Origin of the sequence: Microbacterium sp. R86528, from assembly GCF_044596335.1 — a bacterium.
Lineage (GTDB): Bacteria > Actinomycetota > Actinomycetes > Actinomycetales > Microbacteriaceae > Microbacterium > Microbacterium marmarense.
In genome coordinates this window covers 1,321,687-1,341,786 of record NZ_CP138996.1, presented here as the reverse complement: position 1 = coordinate 1,341,786, position 20,100 = coordinate 1,321,687, and the positions used below count along the sequence as shown (strand labels likewise).

Below are 20,100 nucleotides of genomic sequence, written 5' to 3'. Positions count from 1 at the left end.
GGTGCCCTTCCACGGACTCGGGGAAGGGCACCTTTGGTGTCGGAGTGGGGGGGGTCGGGCTAGAGGATCTGGCCGATGGGCTCGCGCTTTTCGGCTTGAAAGCGGTCTTCGGTGCGGCCGCGGGCCCAGTATCCCGACAGCGAGACCTGCTCGCGAGGGAGCGCCCGCTCATCGAACAGCGCGCGGCGCAGCGCCTTCATCGACTCGCGCTCACCGTGCACGAATGCGTCAACCCGACCTTCGCGCCACTCAAGCGACCGCACCGCGTCGGCCAGGCACTCGACCTCGTGGGCCGCGTTGGTGATCCAGCGCACGTTCACTCCCGCTGGCGCAGCCAGCTCGAGCGCGGCATCATCAGCATCCACTTCGATGATGGCCTCACCGATCGCGTCAGCAGGCAACGACTCAAGTGCGGCAGCGATTGCGGGCACCGCCGATAGATCGCCCACGAAGAGGTGCCAATCAGCGTCGACGTTCGGAGTGAACCCACCGCCCGGGCCAATGAAGCTGATCTTCTCGCCGACTTCCACATTTGATGCCCAAGGGCCAGCAAGCCCCTCGTCGCCGTGCACGACGAAGTCCACCTCGAGTGTTCCCGCCTCGGCGTTCACCCGCCGCACCGTGTAAGTGCGGGTGACGGGATGCGACTCGGGCTCGGGCGTTGTGAACTTGAACTTGAGGTACTTGTCGGTTTCTACGCGGTCGTGAAACTGATCGAAGCCGTCACCCCCGAGGGTGATTCGCACGAGGTAGGGCGAAAGCCGCTGGGTCTCGATGACCACAAGTTCGATCGACGGTCGCGGAGCGCGGGGACTGGTACGAGATGCAAGAGCCATTGCCTCCACGTTACCCGCCAGTCCTGGGCGAAGGATGCTTCAGATTGCGCCATCAGCGAAGGCGCGCTGTTGCAGGGCCGCAACAACGCGAGACGGGTGCTCGCGCACCGCGCCTCGAATGCAGCATCCACCCGAGGCGAGCCCCAACACGCACGCGGGTAGACTGGACCGCATGCCCCGTGCCCCGAAACTCGCTTCTTTCCCGGCGATTCGCGGAGCCCTGAAGTTCTATCAGGTGTGCTCCGTCATCACGGGTGTCGGTCTGCTGCTGCTCTGCGCCGAGATGGTGCTGAAGTACACGCCCCTTCGCGTTGAGCTTTTCCTAGGCGGATCAGGCGGATTCTTGTGGTTCGCGCCGGTTGTCGAAGGCGTCGACGGCCTCGTCTCGACGGGTGACGGTCTCAACCTCTCGCTGGGCATTCTGGTCGTACACGGCTGGTTCTATGTCGTCTACCTGTTCGCCTGCTTCCGCATGTGGAGTCTGATGCGCTGGAACATCGTGCGCCTCGCCACACTCGCCGCGGGTGGCGTGATTCCCTTCCTCTCGTTCTTCATGGAGGCCAGAGTCGGCCGCGAAGTGAAGACCTACCTCGACGAGCGTGAGGCTGCTGAGCACCACACTCGTTCCGAGCACTCCTCTCTTACCCACGCCATCCCGACGGAGAACAAGCGTTGACACAGCAGACTGAAACCGAACAGCGGCCCGTTCTTGTCGTCGACTTCGGCGCGCAGTACGCCCAACTGATCGCACGTCGCGTGCGCGAAGCGGGCGTCTACAGCGAAATCGTGCCGCACACGGCGACAGCGGCAGAATTCGCCGCGAAGAACCCGGTCGGCATCATTTTGTCGGGCGGACCGTCGTCGGTCTATGAAGAAGGCGCCCCCTCGCTCGACGCTGGTGTCTTCGAGCTCGGCGTTCCCACGCTCGGTATTTGCTATGGCTTTCAGGTCATGGCACAGGCTCTCGGCGGAGTGGTTTCGCAGACCGGCCTTCGCGAGTATGGGGCGACGGATGCTGTCGTCTCGGGCGACGGCGGAATCTTGCTCGCCGGTCAGCCTGGCACGCAGAACGTGTGGATGAGCCACGGCGACCAGGTCTCGAAAGCCCCCGAGGGGTTTGAGGTTCTCGCATCGACCTCGGCCACCCAGGTTGCAGCCTTCGGCAATGACGTGAAGCGCTTCTATGGTGTGCAGTGGCATCCCGAGGTGAAGCACTCCGACCACGGGCAGGCCGTGCTGGAAAACTTCTTGCACCGCGCAGCGGGGCTTCCTGCCGACTGGAACAGCGGCAACGTCATCGCCGAGCAGGTCGCAAAGATTCGCGAACAGGTCGGCACCGGCCGTGTGATCTGCGGGTTGTCGGGCGGCGTCGATTCGGCGGTCGCAGCCGCGATCGTTCACGAAGCTGTCGGTGACCAGCTGGTCTGCATCTTCGTTGACCACGGGCTGCTGCGAAAGGACGAGCGCGAACAGGTCGAGCAGGACTATGTCGCATCCACCGGTGTGCGGCTCGTCACCATCGACGCCCGCGAGCAGTTCTTGAATGCACTTGCCGGCGTCAGTGACCCCGAGCAGAAGCGCAAGATCATCGGGCGCGAGTTCATTCGCTCGTTCGAAGCGGCAGAGAAGGCACTGATCGCTGAGGCTGCCGCCGACGGTGAGCCGATCCGCTTCTTGGTGCAGGGAACGCTGTACCCCGACGTCGTCGAGTCTGGCGGCGGAACCGGAACGGCGAACATCAAGAGCCACCACAACGTGGGTGGGTTGCCTGAAGACCTCCAGTTCGAGTTGGTAGAGCCGCTGCGCACTCTGTTCAAAGATGAGGTGCGGGCGATCGGTCGCGAGCTCGGTCTTCCTGAGGTGATCGTCGGGCGTCAGCCGTTTCCGGGGCCAGGTCTTGGCATCCGGATCGTCGGTGAGGTTACCGCTGACCGTCTCGCGATTCTGCAGGATGCCGACGCGATCGCCCGCGAAGAGCTGACCAAGGCAGGCCTCGACAACGAGATCTGGCAGTGCCCGGTCGTGTTGCTTGCCGACGTGCGCTCGGTCGGCGTGCAGGGAGACGGTCGCACCTACGGGCACCCGATCGTGCTTCGCCCGGTGTCGAGCGAAGACGCGATGACCGCCGACTGGACGCGCCTGCCTTACGACGTGCTGTCGAAGATTTCCAATCGCATCACCAACGAGGTGCGCGACATCAACCGCGTCGTGCTCGACGTCACGTCGAAGCCGCCGGGAACCATCGAGTGGGAGTAGTCGCGCGGTAGCGCGACGTGCGCGGCGTTGTGCTCGTGCGCGGCGTTGTGCTCGTGCGCGGCGTTTGCGTGGGTCGTGCTTGCGCGGGGTTGACGGGGGTGTGCAACACCCGAGGGTGTAGGCGACAGTAGCGCGACGTGCGGATGTTGCACGACCGACGTGTGCGGTGTCGCGCGACGTGTGCGGCGCTGCGAGTGCCTCACGCTGCTCGACCGAGCGCGCCGGGTCATGGTCTGTGCGCGGTCGCAGCCGACGCGCGCGCAGCGCCAGCCGTGCGTGTGTCGCGGGGTAGCGGACGACCGAACGGCCGGGGCGTGCGGCGCTTTGTGGTCACGGACGACCGAATGGCCGGGGGTTTACGCGGCGCGCCGCCGCCCGGGTCGAATGTCGGTGTTTCGGGTGAAATGCCCGGCCGTTTCGCGTGGGTAGCTGGCGCGGGTTGGTGTGCGGTGGTGCTCGCGAGGGGGCGTTGCCGTGTCTTGTGTCTGGGCAGGTGTGGAACGGCCGGGGGATTGCGTGACACGCCGTGGGAACGGGCCGCTTGGTGGTGTTCTTTCGAAATGCCCGGCCGTATTGCGTCGCCGATGTGCCGCGCGACCGGTGTGCCTGCGGGCGGGTGGGTGTGCGGTGCCGCTCGCGCGAATGGGTGTGTGGTGGTGCTCGCGAAGGGGTGTTGCCGTGTCTTGTGTCTGGGGGAGGTGTGGAACGGCCGGGGGATTGCGTGACACGCCGTGGGAACGGGCCGTTTGGCGGCGTTCTTTTGAAATGCCCGGCCGTTTTGCGTGGCCGATGTGCCGCGCGACCGGTGTGCCTGCGGGCGGGTGGGTGTGCGGTGCCGCTCGCGCGAATGGGTGTGCGGTGGTGCTCGCGAAGGGGCGTTGCCGTGTCTTGTGTCTGGGCAGGTGCCGAACGGCCGGGGGATTGCGTGACACGCCGTGGGAACGGGCCGCTTGGTGGTGTTCTTTCGAAATGCCCGGCCGTTTTGCGTGAGCAGCTGACGCGGGTTGGTGTGTGGTGGTGCTCTCGCGAGGGGGTGTGCGGTGGTGCTCTCGCGAGGGGGTGTGCGGTGGTGCTCTCGCGACGGGGTGTGCGGTGGTGCTCGCGAAGGGGTGTTGCCGTGTCTTGTGTCTGGGGGAGGTGTGGAACGGCCGGGGGATTGCGTGACACGCCGTGGGAACGGGCCGTTTGGCGGCGTTCTTTTGAAATGCCCGGCCGTTTTGCGTGGCCGGCGCGCTTGTGTGCGGGTCGCGAGACCGAGACCGGACCCAGACCGCGCGGCGAAGCATGGCGCCGGGTTTCGCCCGCGCGGGTGATGCTACGCACGGGGTGTCGGCCGCGCCGGGTGATGCTACGCACGGGGTGTCGGCCGCGCCGGGTGATGCTACGCACCGGGTGTCGCCCGCGCCAGGTATTGCTGCGCGCGGGGTGCAGGCAGCGCGGGGCGAACAGGCAAGATGGAAGCGTGACCGCAATCGCTGACGCTGCCTACCTTGTGCTTTCGAGCAGGCTCGTGCCCGGACTCGACGGTGGGTATACCGTGGCGACGCTGGCGCGCGCTCGTTCGATTCAGGATGCTGGCGCTACCGCCCCGCTGCTGTTGACGCTCGACCCGGCAGCGCCATCGGCGCATGCCGAACACCGCCGGGTTTTTGCCGATCGCGGTGAGATCGCATCGGTGGACCGGATGCGCAACCTTTTCGACGACGCACTCGCCGACCCGTTGTGGTTGCGAGCGGCAGCGGTGTCGGGCGAACCTGCCATTGGTGTGGAATATCGTGAGATCGCGGGTGAAAATACCGGCCCCGTGCTCTCGATTCCCGTGATCGCCGGTGACCCCGACTGGCATCTGACCGACGCCGCGGTGGTGGTCCACGGATACGGAGTGATTCCCGGCGGTTTTGGTGCGCTCTATCTCACTTGGCTACAACACGTCGTGGCCGGGTTGCGCGCAGAAGACCCAGAACGAATCGTGGTGGTCGTTTGCGAGTCGCGACAACTAGGGGAGCTGATCGCCGGGTGGAGCGACCCGCACGTGCGCATCATCCACACGGTGCACAACTCGCACCTAGAGCCGCCGTATGAAGACCCCAACGGTGCGATAAACGGCCTGTGGACCCGCTGGTTTGACGTGATCAATCGTTTCGACGCCGTACTGTGGCCGACCGCGGCGCAGCGCGCAGACGTTGAAGCACGGTTCGGCGCTCGCGACACGTTCGCGGTCGTGCCGAACCCCGTCGAGCAGATGCACAGCCACGGCGCTGGTGCGCACGTGGAGCCCGGCGTTGGCGCCAATGCGCATCGCGGCACGACCGCAAACGCGGAGCACGGCGCTGGTGCGGATGCGGAGAACGGCACGACCGTACACGCGGAGCACGGCGCTAGTGCGCACGTGGAGCACGGCGTTGGCAGGACCGCGAATGGGGTGGATGCGGAGAACGGCACGAACGCACCCGCGGAGCGCGGCGCTGGTGCGCACGCGGAGCACGGCGCTGGTGCGGATGCGGAGAACGGCACGACCGTACACGCGGAGCACGGCGCTGGTGCGGATGCGGAGAACGGCACGACCGTACACGCGGAGCACGGCGCTAGTGCGCACGTGGAGCACGGCGTTGGCCGGACCGCGAATGTGGGGCACCGTGCTGGGGTGGATGCGGAGAACGGCGCGAACGCACACGCGGAGCACGGCGCTGGTTCGAGCGCTGCTGACTTGCTCCAACCCCGCGCTGGCGAGATCGATCCGCGCACCGCTGCCACTGACCTGCAACGAGGCGCCACCGATCCGCACCGAGTAGTGATGCTCGGCCGCATAGCGGCGCAGAAGCGGGTTGACCTCGCGGTTCATGCATGGGCTCGGGTGATTGTCGAGGTGCCCGACGCGCACCTCGACATCTACGGCGATGGCCCGCTGCGAGAGCAGATCGTCAAGCTGATCGACGAGCTTGGCCTGGCAGCATCCATCACTCTCCACGGACACGTTGACGATCGCGACGCTGCTTTCTCGCGTGCCGCGCTGATGCTCGTCTCGACGGCATATGAGGGACAGGGGCTGTCGATTGCCGAAGCGCTCGTTCGGGGGCTTCCCGTGGTCTCGTTCGACGTTCGCTACGGTCCGCGCGAGACGATCGGCGATGCGGGAGTGCTGGTGCCGCCCGGCGACGTGGCAGCACTCGCTGACGCCGTCATCGCATTGCTGAGCGACGACGAGCGCCGCAGGACTCTGGCCGTTCGTGCAATCGAGGAGGGTCGACGGTTGGCGCCGGAAGCCGTGACTCGTGCGCTGGTCCCCGTGCTGGAGCGCGTGCTCGCGACGCCCTCGCGGCGCGCACCCTGACGACCCTGGTGACGCGCGGAATGAGGCTCTCGCGTCGCGCTGACTGAGGCTCTCGTGTCGCCTCAACTGCGACTGCTGCGCCTCGCTGGCTGAGGCTCTCGTGTCGCGTTGACTGCGAGTGCTGCGGCTCGCTCGCTGATGACCCTCGTGTCGCGTTAGCTACGACTGCTGCGGCGCGCTGACTGACGACCCTCGCCGCGCCCATGCAGCCCGCATCAGCGAGCCCGATACAAACGACGAACGGCCGCCCAGAAGCTGGACGGCCGTTCGTATGCGGTGCTAGATCAGTTGCTGCCGCGGATGATCGCGATCATGCGAAGCATCTCGACGTAAAGCCACACGACGGTGACCATGATGCCGAAGCCACCCATCCAGCCGTACTGGCGGGGTGCGCCGTTGCGAACACCGCGCTGAATCGAGTCGAAGTCGAGTACCAGCGAGTATGCCGCCATGATGACCACGAAGACGCCGATGATGACACCCCACGGAATGCCGAGGATGAAGCTGGGCTCGCTGCGAAGGCCGAAGGCGCTGTCGGTGGCACCGAAGAACATCATGCCCAGGTTGACGAGCGAGAAGACCAGGTAGCCGATCATCGCGATCATGAAGACCTTGGTGGCCTTCTTCGACGCGCGGATCTTGCCGCTGGCGAAGAGCGCCAGGGTGACACCGACAACCGAGAAGGTTGCGAGCGACGCCTGAACGACGATGCCGGGGAAGAGCATTTCGAAGTACGCCGAGATCCCACCGACGAAGAGACCCTCAAGAGCGGCGTACGCGAAGATCGCGCCGGGGCGGATCTTCTTGCGCGAGCCGAAGATGACGACCATCGACATCACGAAGCCACCGAGACCGCCGATGACCCACGGGAGCACCGAAGGGTTCGGGTTCTGTGCGGTGACGGGGGCCATCGTCCAGATCCAGCCGACAACGGCCGTCATGAGCAGAACAGCGAAAAGGCCAACCGTCTTGGCGACAGTGTCTTCGACGGACATGCGCTGGGTCTCGATCGATCCAGCGGAGGGGGCTGCGTACATGCCCTCCATGTGAGCCTGGGCTGCAGCGTTCGTGCCCGCGTGCTGCGTCGCAGCGAACTGAGTCTGGATGCCGAGGTTAGCGGCGCTCGAGCCGCCCGGGTAAGTCTTCACAGCGTTCTTGTCTTGGAACGCTGGGTCATTGAATGCGGGGTTGTTGAGGGCCACTGCTCTCACACTCCAAAGTTGTGGGATAGACGCCAAAAAGGTGCTGAAGTCAACGATATCGGACTATGGCGTGTGTATCACCCGTATGGCTGGGAGTGCGCTATGAGCGCACAGCCAGCATCAGACCGGGGCTGCGCGCCAGCTAGCCTTGACGGGTGCCTCGCCGCAACCCGCTCGTGATCGGACACCGCGGCGCGCCCGGATACCGCCCCGAGCACTCCCGCTCGTCGTATGACCTTGCCCTCGCGATGGGGGTGGATGCTGTTGAACCCGACGTGGTGCTCTCTCGTGACGGGGTGCTGGTGGTGCGGCACGAGAACGAGATATCGGGCACAACCGACGTCGCCGACCGCGCCGAGTTCGCTGACCGGCGCACGACGAAGAGCATTGACGGGGTGGCGCTGACAGGTTGGTTCACCGAAGACTTCACCTGGAATGAACTCTCAACCCTGCGCTGCCGGGAGCGGCTCGCCGAGATTCGCCCCGCCAGCGCCACCTTTGATGATTCGCAACCAGTGCTCCGCCTGCGCGATGTGCTCGACCTGGTGCGCGCTGGCTCGCGCGAGCATGGGCGCCGCATCGGGGTGGTGCTCGAGGTGAAACATGCCACCTACTTCGCATCGCTGGGGTGGAATATGGGCGAGGTTGTCGCAGCAGAACTCGCCGACGCTGGCTGGGCAAGTGGAGAGTTGCCCCTCACCATCGAGTCGTTTGAGTCGACGGTGTTGTTCGACCTGCAGCGGCGGGGCGTCGCGGCATCCTTCATATATCTGCTCGAATCATCTGGCCGACCGTTCGACCTGGCGTCGACCGAGGGAAAGTCTGCGATCACCTATCAGCAGACTGCCGCACCCGAGGGACTCGATGCGCTCGCCGGCCGGGTTGACGGCATCAGCGTCGACAAGCGCATGATTCTGGCGCCCGACAAACTCGGGCGACTGAGCGGCCCGACAAATGTTGTCAGCGACGCGCACGCGCGTGGCTTGCTCGTGTTCACGTGGACTTGCCGACCCGAGAACAAATTTCTCGCGCGTTCGGTGCGCACCAAGGGCGGGCCTGCCGACTTTGGAGACTATGAAGCTGAGTGGGCGATGATTCGGGATGCTGACATCGACGGTGTCTTCGTAGATCATCCTGATCTGGGAGTTTCGTTCTTTCGTCGTTGAGCCGTAGGTCGACGTTTTCCGCTCGTTCACCTGCCCTCGCCACGATGGGGGCATGTTTCGCAAGACGTTTGCTGGTCTCTTGGCCGCGATAGGTGCCGGTCGGCGCCGTCAGCGTCGCTCGACCTGGCGCCCGGCGAGCATCCAACCCGACGCGTAAAGCTTGTTGCGCTGTGCCATTCGCGCCCACTCGTCTTAGGGTGAGACGGTGACGATTCCAGGCATAGTGGCCCACAGCATCAGGCGCTCGTTCGGCGAGGTGGCCGCGGTGCGCAACGTCTCGCTCGAGGTGCACCCGGGACGGGTAACGGGCCTTGTGGGCCCCAACGGCTCTGGCAAGACGACGTTGATGTTGATGTTGTCTTCGCTGCTGGCGCCCGACGCGGGAGAGATTCGCATCGAGGGCATGGACCCCATCGCGGACCCCCAGGGAGTCAGGGCCATTCTGGGTTGGATGCCCGACGCACTCGGCGCCTGGAACTCGCTGAACTGCACCGAGACGCTCGAAGTGACGGCGCGACTGTATGGCATGACGAAAGAGCAAGCCACAACACGAGCAGAAGCGCTGCTGACCGAAGTCGGCCTCGACGACCTTGCTACCGCCCCGGCGCGCGTGCTGTCGCGCGGCCAGAAGCAACGGCTCGGATTAGCCCGCGCCCTGGTGCACAACCCGCGGGTGATGCTGCTCGATGAACCAGCGTCGGGTCTCGACCCGCAGGCGCGTATCGACCTGCGGGTGCTGTTGCGTCGCTTCGCTGCCGAGGGGCGAACCATCCTGGTGTCGAGCCACGTTCTCGCCGAGCTTGAAGAGGTCGTCGACGACGCGGTGTTCATGCTCGAAGGCGAAACGGTCGACTCGCGCCGGGTTGCCGCTGCCGCGAAGCGTGCTCGCACCTGGCGGGTGCGCCTCGCCGACGTTGAGGCCGGCGTAGCGCGGGACCGCATCGCTGCAGCGCTTGACGCCGACCCCGCCATGGTGGTGACAGAGCGCAAGGACGTGCTTGTTTCCTTCATCTCTGATGATGCCGCGGCAGGGGCATTGCGGCGATTGGTCGAAGCCGGACTGCCGGTGGCAGAGTTCGCAGCTGCTCAGGGCAGCCTCGAGCACACCTTCTTGGACTTGGGCAAAGGGGTGCCACCCGCGCAAGGGGCAGCATCCACCGATTCTGGTGAGGAGCGCTCGTCATGAATGCTGCCCGACTCGGCACGATTATTCGCCTGGAACTGATTCAACGCACGCGCAGCGTCGCCTGGTATGTCTTGCTCGGCATATTCGCCGCAGTGCTGCTGATTGTCACACTGCTGTCGTTCGTCGCTCTGGCGTGGGCGCCCGAGCCGGGCCAGTGGATCTTCTCGACAATCGTCTACATCACGCTGCTTCTGGTCGTGCTCGTCTCACCGACGCTGAGTGGCAACGCCATCAATGGCGATCGGGATGCTGCCGTGCTTGCCCCCGTTCAAGTGACGCTCGCAACCACCGGCGAGATTCTGATCGGCAAGTTCTTAGCGGCGTGGGTTGCCGGCCTCGCGTTCGTGCTGGTCTCGGTGCCGTTCTTGATCATCGCCACCCTGATAGGCGAGTCGCACCCGCTGACCGTTATGGTGTCGCTCGCGGTGATGATTCTCGAAATCGGCGTGGTCGCGGCAATCGGCGTCGGGCTCAGCGGCATTCTGGCGCGGCCGCTGTTCTCGGTCGCGGCGACCTATCTCGTCGTCGCTGCGCTCACCGTGGGAACCCTCATCGCGTTCAGCCTGGTGGGATTCGCGGTGCAGTCCGAGGCCACCAACTCGAGTCGTTACGCCGAATACCCGCAGCCTGACGGCGACGAGTTTCCCTGCTATCCCGGCGAAGTGCCCAGCGAGGCATACCCGTGCAACCCTGACATCGGGGAAGTCTGTTCGGAGTGGGAAACTTACACCTACAGCGTGCCGCGCTTTGACCGCGTGTGGTGGATGCTGGCGGCGAACCCATTCGTGATCCTTGCCGATGCGACGCCGACGACGTTCAACGCGCAGGGCTACCCAGAAGACCTCTTCGGTCAGGTCAAGCTCGGAGTGCGTTCGGCGCAGCAACCGCCAGAGCTCGAACATGTCTGGGATGGGTGTGCGCCCTATCAAGACGAGTATTACCCCACGCCCGAAGAGACCATCGAGGGCAGCACGCCGAGCTGGTTTGTCGGGTTGTCATTGCAGATGCTGCTGGCCGCCGCGCTGCTGTGGTGGGCCTGGGCGCGCACGCGCACACCCGCGCGCAAGCTGCCGCCAGGCACGCGCATCGCGTAGTTCGCGAGCCGCCGCGCCGTGTCGCAGGTGCCTGCGCAACGCTCTCGCAGCTGTAATCAGACCGGAAGCCGCGGAACTGCGGCGATAAGCGTGCGGGCGTAGTCGCTCTCGGGATCGCTCAGCACCTTAGCCGTTGCGCCCTGTTCGACGATGCGACCGCCGCGCAGCACTGCGGTGCGCTCACACACGGCAGCTACCGCGCTGAGGTCGTGCGAAACCATGACGAGCGCGAGGCCGGTTTCTGCGCGCAAGCTGGCGAGCAGATCGATCACCTGCACGCGGGTGGTCAGGTCGAGCGCCGACACCGGCTCATCTGCCAACAGCACACGCGGGCGTGACACGATCGCGCGCGCAATGGCGATGCGCTGGCGTTGCCCACCCGAGAATTCGTGGGGGTATCGCCGCTGCGCGTCGGCGTCGAGGCCGACAGACGAGAGTGCCGTCGTCACGGCGTCTCGCGCCGCATCGCCCGAAGAGATGCGCAGCGAGCGCAGCGGTTCGCTCACGATCCGGTCGACGCGCTGGCGCGGATCGAGCGACGAGTAAGGGTCTTGAAACACCGGCTGCACGCTGCGCCGAAACTGGTGCATGAGGCGACGGTTGCGCCGATCTAGTGACTCGCCATCGAAGATGACTCGTCCGGTATTGGGGGAGTCGAGGCCGAGGAGCAGTCGCAGCGCTGTCGACTTTCCGGCGCCGGACTCTCCCACAAGACCGACCGCCTCTCCCGGGGCTATGGCGAGCGAGACGTCATCGAGCACCGGTGTCTTCGCGTACGAGAAGCCGACCGATTGCAGAGCGAGCAGGGTCATTGCGTTGCCTCCCCGGTTGTTGAGCGAGGCACGTCAAGAGCGGCGTCGAGATAGCGCGCACTGTCGACGAGCGCACGGGTGTAGGGATGCTGAGGCGCGCGAAGCAGCTGAGTGACCGCACCCTCTTCGACCACCACACCCTGCCGCAGCACGAGCGCCTGTTCGACCATGCGCGACACGACAGCAAGGTCATGGCTGATGAACAGCAGCGCCATCCCACGCTCTGCCACCAGTCGCTCAAGCAGCGTCAGCACGCCGTCTTGCACAGTGACGTCGAGAGCCGTTGTCGGTTCGTCGGCGATCAGCAGCCTCGGGTTCGCCGCGAGGGCGATCGCGATCGCGACACGCTGGCGTTGCCCGCCCGAGAGTTCGTGTGGGTACGAGCGAGCGATGCGCGGGTCTTCCAATGCCACATCGGCGAGGCCTTGGGTAACTGCCGCGCGCAGAGCATCACCGCGAAGACCCAGGTGCCGCCGCAGCGGCTCGGCGATCTGCTTGCCGACACGCATGAGCGGGTTGAGCGCAGTGAGCGGCTCTTGAAACACGATGCTCGCCACCGAACCGCGCAGGCCACGAACAGCAGCATCCGAAGTGCCGACGAACTCGTGACCGTCAAGAATGACCGAACCCCATGCCGTCACCGCGTCAGGCAACAGTCCTAGCGCCGCAAGCGCGGTCATCGACTTGCCCGAGCCTGACTCGCCGACCAGGCCGAGGCGCTCGCCGGCGCTGACGGTGAACGACACATCGTCGACGAGCGTCGTAGACCCGGCGCGCAGGGTGAGGTGACTGACCTTCAGCAAGCTCATCGACTTCGCCTCCTCGTCGGGTCGGTGAAGTCGCGCAGACCGTCGGCGAGAAAGTTGACGCCAAGCACGAGCACAATCACCGCGATGCCGGGCGCGATCGCGCCCACTGGGGCGGTGAGCACGGTGCCCTGGGCTTCTTGCAGCATGCGCCCCCAAGACGCGTTGGGCGGCGGCGCCCCCAAGCCCAAGTACGAAAGACTCGCCTCGGCGAGCACCGCGACACCGAACTGCAGCGCGAGGCTCACGGCGAGCGTAGGGGCGATGTTCGGCAGAATGTGGTGCCACACGATTCCGCTCGTGCGGGTGCCGCTGGTGCGCGCGGCGGTGACGTACTGCTCCTGTAGAACACGACGCGCCAGAATGCGGGTGAGGCGAGCGATCACCGCTGACATCGCCAGGCCGATGGCCAGTATGGCTGAGCCGAGCGACGGACCCTGCACGGCGACGACCAGCATCGCCAGCAAGAGCACCGGAAAAGCGATCACGACATCAAGGCCAGCCGAGAACGCATCGTCAAGCCACGGCCTAGCGAACGCTGAAGCGAGGCCGAGCGCGGTGCCGAGCACTGCCGCAATGAGCACTGCACCCGCACCGACAGTGAGGGCAATGCGAGCGCCGACCATGAGCTGCGAGAGCAGGTCTCGGCCCAGACGGTCGGTGCCGAGCAGATGCTCGGCACTGGGTGCGCTGAGCCTGCCGCCGCTGATGTCGGTGAGCGAGTAGGGCAGCCAGAACAGCGATATCGCCGCCATCACGACGACGATTGCTGTGAAGACGATGCCGATCATCAGCGTTGGTCTGCGCCGACGCCGAGATGGCGCGGCGGTGGGCACTTCGATCGCGGCGGTCAACGCTGGCCCGCAATGCTCGCGCGCAGCCGAGGATCGACCACGCGTTGCACGATGTCGGCGGCGAAGCCAACCAAGACGACGAAGAGGGTGCTGATCACCAGCACGCCCTGAATGTTCGCGAAGTCGTGCTGTTCGATTCCGGTGAGAAGCATGCTGCCCAGACCGGGAAGTGTGAAGACACTCTCGACAACGACTGCACCCAGAAGCGTGGTCGACAGTTCGATGCCGAGCACCGCGATCACCGGCACAGAACCGTTGCGCACACCGTGCCTCAACAGCGCCTCGTTCATGCTTGCCCCGCCGGCGCGGGCGGTGCGCAGGTAGTCGCTGCCCAATACGTCGATGGTGGCCGAGCGCACGTACCGTGCCAGAGAGGCACTCATCACGATGGCAATCGTGATGATCGGGAGCGCGAGTGAGCGCAGCGCATCGGCGGGGTCTTCCCAGTCGTCTCGCGGGAACCCGCCAGATGGCAGCCAGCCGAGCTGGAGTGCGAAGATCCACACCAGCAGCACACCCACCCAGAACACCGGTACAGCGACGCCCAGCTGCGAGAACCCAGAAAGCGCGACGCCGTACCAACGGTCGGCTTTCACCGCGGCGGTGATGCCGATCACGAGTGCCAGCACGAGCGCAAGAGCGAAGGACATCAGGGTGAGGGGAATCGTGACTCCCAGGCGGGCGGTGATCTCTGGACCGACCTCGCGCGAACTGATGTATGACTCGCCCAGGTCGCCGCGCAGCAGCTGACCGGCCCACGTGGCGAACTGCTGCCAGACCGGTTGGTCTGAGCCGACCTGTGCGCGCGCTGCGGCGATCTGCTCGGGTGTCGCGTCGATCGACAGGAGCGCGTTTGCGGGGTCGCCGGGCAGCAGTCGAAGCAGCACGAAGATGACGACCATCGCCACCACGAGCGAGAGCACGAGGAAAGCTGATCGGCGAAGCAGGTAGGCGCGCATAAGGAAGAGGAGTTGGGGTGGGCAGCGTGTGGGCTGCCCACCCCGACACTAGCTAGGAAGTGACGATGTCGTAGACGTAGAACTGCGAGTTCAAGCCATTGACCGGGTAGCCACTCAAATCGCTGTCGGCGACGACGATCTGCGGGTAGAGGTAGAGCCACACGCTGGCGGCGTCTTCGGCGATCTGACGGTTGACCTGCATCAGCAGCTCGGTCTGGCCGAGCATCGTCTCAGACTGCTCAGCTTCAGCAACCCACTGCTGCACATCGGCGTTGTCATAGCCCCAGTAGAAGTCGGGGTTGCCATACCAGACGACATCGCGGTCGTTCACGTGCTCTTGCAGGGTCGCGTCGAAATCGCGCTCCTGGAAGATCTTCGTGTACCACTCGTCGGCGCTGATCGTGTTGATCTCTACGGTGATGCCGACCTCTGCCAGCTGTGACTGCAAGAACTCCGCGACGACCGGGTGCGGGTCGTAGTTGGGAGTGTCGAGCGTGAAGGTGAAGCCGTCTTCGTAACCCGCTTCGGCGAGCAATTCGGCCGAGAGCTCGGGGTCGTAGGGGTTCACGTCGGTCAAGTCGAGGTACCAGGGGTCGGTCGGGGGCACCATCGAGCCGATGAGCGTGCCGTAGTCACCCCACACTGCACTGAGCAGCTGTTCGGTATCGATCGCCGAGTAGACAGCCTTGCGCACCAGAGCGTCATCGAACGGTGCCACGCGGTCGTTGAATGCGAGCAGCTCCTTGGTGGTGGAGGTGCCCTCGCTCACCGTGAAGTCAGAGTTGTCTTCGAACTGGGCGAGTGCGTCAGGGCTTTGAATGCTGGTGACGATGTCGACCTCGCCGGTGAGCAAGGCGTTGTTCTCGGCAGTGGCGTCGGTGAAATAGGTGAAAACGACCTCGGCGTTCGAGGCGGGCTCGCCGGCATAGTCGTCCCAACGATCGAGCGTCAGCGTCGAGCCCTGTCGCCACTCATCGAGGGTGTAGGGGCCGGTGCCATCGGCAGCATCCACACTCGCTTCAGGACCGACGATCCACACATAGGTGAGGTTGTACAGGAACGAGATCGAACGCTCTGACAGCGTGAACACGACAGTCTGATCGTCGGGGGTGGTGATCTCGCTGATCGGGCCGAAGCTCGACTTGCGGGCAGACTGCGAGTCTTCAGCGATGACAGCTTCAACGCTCGACTTCACGTCAGCCGAGGTGAGCTCAGCGCCAGAGTGGAAGGTCACGCCATCGCGCAGGGTGACCGTGTAGGTGAGGCCGTCGTCGCTGACTTCGACGCTGTCGGCCAGCAGAGGCTCGGTTTCGCCACCGTCGGTGAGCTTGTAGAGGCCTTCGTAGACGTTGCCGTTGAGCGCCTCGGTCACACCCTGGCCGCCGCCCTGGGTGTTGCTGAGGTTCTGCGGCTCGTAGAGCGAACCGACGAAGATGGTGGCGTCATCAGAAGCGGCGTCGGTGGTGCCGCCAGACGAGCTGCAACCGGCCAGCACGATGGCTGACACGGCGAGGGCAGACACAGAAAGCAGAGATTTTTTCATGCGGGTACTCCAGTAGTGGTGCGGGGGAGGTCGAAATGCGTGATCGATCAGGCGGTGTAGATGTCGAAGTCGTCACCGAAGACGACGTTCTTCTCGCCCGCGCGAATCGGGAAGGGGAACCGATTGGATGCTGGGGGCAGCGGGCAGTTGAACTGTGCCGAGAAGCCGCATGGCGGCACGAACGCACGGTTGAAGTCGAGCTCGACAAACCCGGTGTCGCCCGCAGGACGGTCAACGAACAGAAAACGTCCGGGCGCGTAGGTCTCGGAGCCGTTGGTTGCATCACCGAAGACCAGCAACAGTTTTCCACCATCGTCGAAGGCGGCGACGGTGAACTGCTCGCCAGCGATCTCTACGGTGATGTCGCCCGGAACGACAAGTTCGCGGGTGCTGCCGTTGTCGCGAATGTGCTCGAACGGCACGGTGCGTTCGCCCGAGACGGGAACGAACTCGCCGCTGATCACCCAGGCCTCGTCGTACTCAAACGTGTCGATGCGCTCGAACGCATGGATCGCCGGCGAATCAGCATCCCAACGACGAAGCCCGTGCTCGATCTCACCGCTCTCGAGCGAGGTGCGCTTGAGCTCGGTGACTGTCACGGTGGCTGCCGAAGCGGCTCGTTCTGCGGCGAGATCGGGCTTTGCGCCAGTCCAGCGGGTTTCGATAAGCGCCAGGTTTCCGGTCGGAGCGGTGACCGCGCGTGCGCGCTGTTCGCGCCAGGCGGAGTGAGAGGTGGCAGGCATGGTGAAAGCAATCTATTGGTGGGCGGGGTGGACGGCGCAGCGACCATCACGCAAGCAAAGGCGCTGGGCAAGGCGCGTATTCCCGAGCAATGAAATCTTTCGTCACATAAGGCGACAGCGCGGCCCTTGCAATGCGAGCGCAGAACCAATCCCAGCTGCCGATGACCGCCTCTCGGCCTCACATGCGAGTGTTAGCGTGATGCCATGCCTACCCCCGAGGAGTCCGCAGCTGCGCGCAAGCAACGCGCAGAAGAGGTGATGAAGGCAGTGGCCGACGGCGCAAACGTGAGCGACGAGACTCTCAAACTGTCGAACGAGTTCACCGACGAATGGACGAGTCGTATCGTCGCCCGACTGAAGCGCACTTTTCGGCGCTAGGTTCGCGCTCGCTTCGAGGCCGCCCTGGCTTGGCGGTGTCACGACGCTACCTTCATGTTGATCGCATGATGCCCTCGTTGGTGTGCGCCCGTAGGGTCAGAACCACACCGCACGGCTACATATGAGGAGCTTTTCGATGACCGCCAGCGAGCTGGACCAATATGGGCCCGTCGACTACCTGATTATTGAGTTTCCGGAAGGCAGCTCAAGCTTCAACGGAGAGATGGCAGACGAGCTCGTCAAGCTCGTTGAAGCAGGAACGATACGCGTCGTAGACATGCTGGTGCTGACCAAAGATGAAAACGGCGAGATTGACGCCGTCGAGCTGTCGGATATTGAGAACCTCGGGCCGCTGGTGCAGATCGAGGCGGAGCTTGCAGAACTCCTGGCCGCTGACGACGTTGCCCACTTGGCAGCGGCAATGGATCCAGGAACTGTCGCTGGCGTGCTCGTTTACGAGAACCTTTGGGCTGCACCGTTCGCATCGGCTGCACGTCGCGCGGGCGGACAGCTCATCGCTGACGGCCGTATTCCTATCCAAGCCATCATTGCTTCGATCGAAGCAGACACCCTCGAGACAGCAGGAGAATGACATGCTCAGAGCCGCACGAGTAGGACGTCGTCCAGTTATCGGCGCACCCGTCGCCAAAGCCGCCGTTGTCGGCGCTGCAATCAAGCCGGGCCCGGCGCCCGTTGCCAAGGCTGCCGTTGTCGGCGCCGCGGTGACCCCCCGCCGACGTCGCCGCTTTTAGTAGGCGGCCGTAGTAGGTCAGCGAGGTAGCAAGAGGGCTAGGGCGGCGAGGCTCTAGCCCTCTTCGCGAGCGGGCGAGATCGCCGACCAGCCGCGCCTACTCCTCGCCATGGGCGCGCGTGATCGCATCCTCGACGGCGGACTCGGTCACGACTCCGATGCGTGCCGTTCGACGATCTCCGCGATGTCGGAGGGGAACCGGTGCACCTCTTGCGGCCAGTCCAGCGAGACGGCCAGCCGTCCGGCCCAGTACCGCGCGGCTTCATCGTCGGCGACCTCCACGACGGTGAAGCCGCCGAGGTGCTCCTTGGACTCGACGAACGGCCCATCGGTGAAGACCGCCTTCCCGTCCTTGCTCACGACGCTGAAAACCGCCGTCGAGGCATCGATCCCTCCATCCGCATAGAGGAAGACACCGGACTCTTTCATCTCCTCGAGCAGTGCAGACGAGGCCTCGCTCTTGCTGCGCAGCTGGTCGGGGGTGTGCGCGGGCACCCACTCATCGTTGAATGCGATCAGATACTTCGGCAATGTTCTCTCCTCATCGGAACGAGAGCCATGTCGCGGCTCTTCGGCTCACCTAACGGACAGACCATACCGCCAGTCGCGCAAAATCTGATCTTAACCCCAGCCGAAGCGTGCTCACTCGCCTCCGACGGCGCGACCCTCAATCAAGTTGCGAGTGAAGCGGAGGACGTCCTCTCGCAATGGCGGGTGCGCACCTTCGAGCGGGTGCTCACGCTCGGCGGTCTCGAACAACTGCTCGAGTGTGGTCTGCACGAGTTGCTCTGGTCGGCGTACCCCCCAAGTTTGCATCTCCGCTATCAGGTCGTCTTGAGTGACTTCCGAGTGACGGTACTTCTTGTTGACTGCCAGCGCCATCTTCCCGTCTGAATCGCGGTGGTGTGCCATGGGCACAACGTCATACGCGGGCGCGAGCGTCACATCGCCGGAGGCAGGGTGAAGCAGTCCCAAGTTCTTCGTGTGCATGTCGAGGTCGCCGACCGCTACGGCGAGTGTCGTCATTTGAGCGAGCTTGTCGATGTCGCTGGTGGTCGCGTACCGGTAGAGAGTGTCTGCGACGCGGCGCAGGCTCACGACGCCGCCAATCTCCTGGTACTTCTGGTTGCCGGCCGCACCGAGCGCCTGGTTGAAGTCTTCTTGATGCACCCGCAATCCGTGAGCGCGATCAAACCGCTCGACCACCAATGCTGGCAGTCCGTCAAACTCCTCAACCCGGGTGTCGAAACGCGCGAGGTCTAGTCCGCGAGCGATGCGGGCACCATACTCTTCGTCGAAGATGACCGTCGGCTTCTTCTCGATCTGTGGCTTGAGGATGTGAGTCGATGGGTATCCGCCAAGGGCCTGATGCCAGGCATCGCTGGCCCACGCCAGGACGATCTTGGGCTGTATACCCCCGAGCGACGATTTCCCTGCGCCCGGTGCGTTAGCAAGCGGCGCACCAAGCGGATCTTGAAGAAGCTCCCGAATTCGGCGTGCGTCTACCGGGAGGATGTCTGGCGTTCGTGGCTCTGTAGGGTCATCCAGGTCCCAAATTTGCAGGGCGCCGGCGACATCGCGTCCATACCTGGCCAAGAAAGTTGGCACGTCGCCACGTCGTATCGCGCTCTGCGCGAGCATGTAGTCCAGCTGGTCACCCTCTGGCAACAGTTCGGCGAACCAATTTCGACGGCGTCCCGCGTGCTGACGCGAAACCGTCTTTGTCAGGGGCATAAGGACAGAAAGAACCCGACTATTCACGCCGAAGGCTGCGGTTGCGTCGCCTGTCGCAACGAAGTCGAACGTCCGAGCGTCCACACCTTCCAGGTGGCCAACGTTCACGCCGTATAGATCCAAGGCGAGCTTCATTCGGCACTCCCGTTATCCCACTTCGCGCTGAGCTCGACTCCTGTGGCTCGAAGCATGTCGAAGACCTTGCGCATGTAGATGGTGGGTTTCCCCGATTCGATCTCGCTCACGGAGCGCTGCGAGATGCCGAGCTCTCGGGCTAGGGCATTCTGCGAGAGTCCGCGTTCGAGTCTCGCTTGCTGGAGAGCAAGGCCGATGTCTCCCGGCGATCGAAGTGTCGTTGTTTGAGTACCCACGCGGCGAACCTCCTATTACATTTTCCGGATAGTATTTCGCTATTACATTTTCCGGATAGCGCTACTATATTACGATTT

20 protein-coding genes are annotated in these 20,100 nt (G+C 64.4%); 9 read left to right on the top strand and 11 right to left on the bottom strand.

Going from position 1 to position 20,100, the window contains the following annotated elements; genetic code table 11:
* Positions 1-59 precede the first annotated feature (59 nt).
* A complete protein-coding gene (locus SJY18_RS06415; RefSeq protein ID WP_396668770.1) occupies positions 60-836 on the bottom strand; it encodes a siderophore-interacting protein in 777 nt (258 codons plus the stop codon).
* Positions 837-1,008: 172 nt separating this feature from the next.
* Between SJY18_RS06415 and SJY18_RS06410 the strand changes: the two genes are divergently transcribed.
* From SJY18_RS06410 to SJY18_RS06400, 3 genes are all read left to right on the top strand, one after another.
* Positions 1,009-1,512 (top strand): DUF3817 domain-containing protein, encoded by a 504-nt coding sequence (locus tag SJY18_RS06410; protein WP_396668769.1) that lies wholly within the window; start codon positions 1,009-1,011, stop codon positions 1,510-1,512.
* Positions 1,509-3,092 (top strand): glutamine-hydrolyzing GMP synthase, encoded by a 1,584-nt coding sequence (gene guaA, locus SJY18_RS06405; RefSeq protein ID WP_396668768.1) that lies wholly within the window; start codon positions 1,509-1,511, stop codon positions 3,090-3,092. The genes SJY18_RS06410 and guaA overlap by 4 nt, the downstream gene beginning before the upstream one ends.
* A 1,462-nt stretch (positions 3,093-4,554) precedes the next feature.
* Positions 4,555-6,423 (top strand): glycosyltransferase, encoded by a 1,869-nt coding sequence (locus SJY18_RS06400; protein WP_396668767.1) that lies wholly within the window; start codon positions 4,555-4,557, stop codon positions 6,421-6,423.
* A gap of 284 nt (positions 6,424-6,707) precedes the next feature.
* Here the strand turns inward: SJY18_RS06400 and SJY18_RS06395 are convergent, their stop codons facing one another.
* Complete coding sequence (locus tag SJY18_RS06395) at positions 6,708-7,625, bottom strand: Bax inhibitor-1/YccA family protein (RefSeq protein WP_396668766.1); 918 nt, start codon at positions 7,623-7,625, stop codon at positions 6,708-6,710.
* Between the two features lie 155 nt (positions 7,626-7,780).
* On the opposite strand from SJY18_RS06395, the gene SJY18_RS06390 reads away from it, so the two are divergent.
* The 3 genes from SJY18_RS06390 (at position 7,781) to SJY18_RS06380 (ending at position 11,071) form a co-directional block, all read left to right on the top strand.
* The gene (locus SJY18_RS06390) at positions 7,781-8,791 is read left to right on the top strand and encodes a glycerophosphodiester phosphodiesterase family protein (protein WP_396668765.1); all 1,011 of its coding nucleotides are present in this window, start codon (positions 7,781-7,783) and stop codon (positions 8,789-8,791) included.
* 205 nt (positions 8,792-8,996) lie between these two features.
* Positions 8,997-9,977 (top strand): ABC transporter ATP-binding protein, encoded by a 981-nt coding sequence (locus SJY18_RS06385; protein WP_396668764.1) that lies wholly within the window; start codon positions 8,997-8,999, stop codon positions 9,975-9,977.
* Entirely contained in the window at positions 9,974-11,071 is a 1,098-nt protein-coding gene (locus tag SJY18_RS06380; RefSeq protein WP_337338517.1) for an ABC transporter permease, read from the top strand. The genes SJY18_RS06385 and SJY18_RS06380 overlap by 4 nt, the downstream gene beginning before the upstream one ends.
* Positions 11,072-11,127: 56 nt before the next feature.
* Here the strand turns inward: SJY18_RS06380 and SJY18_RS06375 are convergent, their stop codons facing one another.
* From SJY18_RS06375 to SJY18_RS06350, 6 genes are read right to left on the bottom strand one after another with little or no spacing between them, the layout of a single operon-like run.
* Positions 11,128-11,883: an ABC transporter ATP-binding protein gene (locus tag SJY18_RS06375; RefSeq protein WP_396668763.1), complete on the bottom strand. Its 756-nt coding sequence runs from the start codon at positions 11,881-11,883 to the stop codon at positions 11,128-11,130.
* Entirely contained in the window at positions 11,880-12,692 is an 813-nt protein-coding gene (locus SJY18_RS06370) for an ATP-binding cassette domain-containing protein (RefSeq protein ID WP_396668762.1), read from the bottom strand. Before SJY18_RS06370 ends, SJY18_RS06375 begins: the two co-directional genes overlap by 4 nt.
* On the bottom strand, positions 12,689-13,480 hold the full coding sequence (locus SJY18_RS06365; protein WP_396668761.1) for an ABC transporter permease: 792 nt from the start codon (positions 13,478-13,480) through the stop codon (positions 12,689-12,691). Before SJY18_RS06365 ends, SJY18_RS06370 begins: the two co-directional genes overlap by 4 nt.
* Positions 13,481-13,539: 59 nt before the next feature.
* A complete protein-coding gene (locus SJY18_RS06360; RefSeq protein ID WP_396668760.1) occupies positions 13,540-14,502 on the bottom strand; it encodes an ABC transporter permease in 963 nt (320 codons plus the stop codon).
* A gap of 52 nt (positions 14,503-14,554) precedes the next feature.
* Positions 14,555-16,045 carry an ABC transporter substrate-binding protein gene (locus SJY18_RS06355; protein WP_396668759.1) on the bottom strand — a complete coding sequence of 497 codons (1,491 nt, stop codon included), beginning with the start codon at positions 16,043-16,045 and terminating at the stop codon, positions 14,555-14,557.
* A gap of 47 nt (positions 16,046-16,092) precedes the next feature.
* Positions 16,093-16,788, bottom strand: a complete 696-nt coding sequence (locus SJY18_RS06350) for a DUF1684 domain-containing protein (protein ID WP_396668758.1) — start codon at positions 16,786-16,788, stop codon at positions 16,093-16,095.
* 204 nt (positions 16,789-16,992) lie between these two features.
* Between SJY18_RS06350 and SJY18_RS06345 the strand changes: the two genes are divergently transcribed.
* The 3 genes from SJY18_RS06345 (at position 16,993) to SJY18_RS06335 (ending at position 17,918) form a co-directional block, all read left to right on the top strand.
* Complete coding sequence (locus SJY18_RS06345; protein ID WP_337338524.1) at positions 16,993-17,166, top strand: hypothetical protein; 174 nt, start codon at positions 16,993-16,995, stop codon at positions 17,164-17,166.
* 136 nt (positions 17,167-17,302) lie between these two features.
* Positions 17,303-17,758, top strand: coding sequence for a DUF6325 family protein (locus tag SJY18_RS06340; RefSeq protein WP_337338525.1), 456 nt, complete (start codon positions 17,303-17,305; stop codon positions 17,756-17,758).
* Between the two features lies 1 nt (position 17,759).
* Complete coding sequence (locus SJY18_RS06335) at positions 17,760-17,918, top strand: hypothetical protein (RefSeq protein ID WP_337338526.1); 159 nt, start codon at positions 17,760-17,762, stop codon at positions 17,916-17,918.
* Between the two features lie 146 nt (positions 17,919-18,064).
* Here the strand turns inward: SJY18_RS06335 and SJY18_RS06330 are convergent, their stop codons facing one another.
* From SJY18_RS06330 to SJY18_RS06320, 3 genes are all read right to left on the bottom strand, one after another.
* Entirely contained in the window at positions 18,065-18,448 is a 384-nt protein-coding gene (locus tag SJY18_RS06330; RefSeq protein WP_396668757.1) for a YciI family protein, read from the bottom strand.
* A 111-nt stretch (positions 18,449-18,559) separates the two neighbouring features.
* Entirely contained in the window at positions 18,560-19,786 is a 1,227-nt protein-coding gene (locus tag SJY18_RS06325; protein WP_396668756.1) for a type II toxin-antitoxin system HipA family toxin, read from the bottom strand.
* The gene (locus SJY18_RS06320; protein WP_396668755.1) at positions 19,783-20,022 is read right to left on the bottom strand and encodes a helix-turn-helix domain-containing protein; all 240 of its coding nucleotides are present in this window, start codon (positions 20,020-20,022) and stop codon (positions 19,783-19,785) included. Before SJY18_RS06320 ends, SJY18_RS06325 begins: the two co-directional genes overlap by 4 nt.
* Between the last annotated feature and the right edge of the window lie 78 nt (positions 20,023-20,100).